The following is a 1,344-nucleotide window of genomic DNA, read 5'->3' as shown; positions in this document are numbered from 1 at the left end:
ATCCCGTTCTCTGCAAGGGCTTCTTCCACGGCCAGGGCAACCTCGTCGGCCCGGATCCCTTTCCGGCAGCCGACCCCAACCGAGTACGTCCCTTTCCTGATGAGGACTGATACGTCCGGGCCGGCAAGGACGATGCCAGGGCCCTGGACCGCGTGGACGGGGATATCATTTGTGAGAATGGCTGCATTCACTTCCCGGGTCGAGTCCCGGTTCAGGACATCCGTTCCTGTCCGGTCCGCGATCGTCTCCACCGAATCGCGGCCGCGTGACTCCGTTGCGGTCGTGATGACCGGGATGAAGCCGATGCCGGCAAGTTCCTTTGCGAGCTCGTTGGCCCCGTGATGTCCACCGAGAACTGGCACGGCAAACCGCATATCCGGGCTGACCACGACAACAGCCGGGTCCGTCCACTTGTCATCCAGCAGCGGGGCGATCTTCCGGACAACGATCCCCATCGACATCAGCCCAACAATCCGCTTTTTCTGGGAGAAGACCTGTTTGAAAATCTCCGCGGAATATTCCATCACGTCCGCACCGAGAAACTCCGCGATCCGCTCCGCTTCTTCTTTCGAGTACGGAAACGTGATCACAACAGTCCCGGTCATGAGTAGAGGTGCGAGCGCTTGTAGCCGGACGCGGTGCCGAGCACGGAGCGGCCCACGATGAGCAGGGCCGACCGCGTGATACCGGCGTCCTGTGCCTTCTGTGCAATGTCGGCGACCGTGCCCCGGATGATCTTCTGGTCGGGCCACGAGGCATGGAAGATCACGACCGCAGGCGTGTCTTTCGGGCACGAGAGCTTTTCCGTAATTTCGGAGAAGTGTTCGCTCCCAAGGAAAAATGCCATCGTTGCCGGGACCTTCGAGAGCTCGGGGATGTAATCTTTCTCCAGCGTCTTTCCCGCGGGACGGGTGATGATGAGCGTGTCGGCAACTCCCTTGGGCGTGTACTCGGTTGTCAGGGCTGCTGCCGCTGCAAAGACCGATGAGACACCGGGAACGATCTTCACGGTGAGCCCGGCTTTTTCCAGCTCTGCGATCTGCTCGACAATCGAGCCGAAGATCGCGGAGTCGCCCGAGTGGAGCCGCACGACCCGCTTTCCTTTCTTTGCCCGGTCGATCATGATGGCAACAATGTCGTCGAGCTTCCGGTCCCAGCTGTCGACCTTTTCCGCTGCCGAGCAGGTTTCGACAAGCGCCGGGCTCACGAGCGATCCCGCGTAGATCAGCACCTCGGCTTTGTCCAGCAGCTTCCTCCCCTTCACCGTGATCAGTTCCGGGTCGCCGGCACCGGCGCCCACGAACCAGATCGTGTTCTTCTCGTCACTTCCGGGCATACATCACG

At 61.0% G+C, this 1,344-nt stretch carries 2 protein-coding genes; both read right to left on the bottom strand.

Annotated features, from left to right (window positions below; translation table 11 throughout):
- The coding region (gene cbiG, locus CW742_RS13330; RefSeq protein ID WP_292421186.1) for a cobalt-precorrin 5A hydrolase at positions 1–605 on the bottom strand (605 nt) is incomplete at its 3' end.
- Entirely contained in the window at positions 602–1,336 is a 735-nt protein-coding gene (locus CW742_RS13325; RefSeq protein WP_292421185.1) for a cobalt-precorrin-4/precorrin-4 C(11)-methyltransferase, read from the bottom strand. The genes CW742_RS13325 and cbiG, both read right to left, overlap by 4 nt.
- Positions 1,337–1,344 lie beyond the last annotated feature (8 nt).

It is taken from the genome of Methanoregula sp. (genome assembly GCF_002835825.1).
GTDB lineage: Archaea > Halobacteriota > Methanomicrobia > Methanomicrobiales > Methanospirillaceae > Methanoregula.
Note: the sequence above shows the minus strand (reverse complement) of the source record. Positions and strands in the feature narration are given on the sequence as shown.

What these genes read in the sequence shown, in the direction of transcription:
- CW742_RS13325 (WP_292421185.1), bottom strand. Translation starts at nt 1,336, where the DNA reads ATGCCCGGAAGTGACGAGAAGAACACGATCTGGTTCGTGGGCGCCGGT.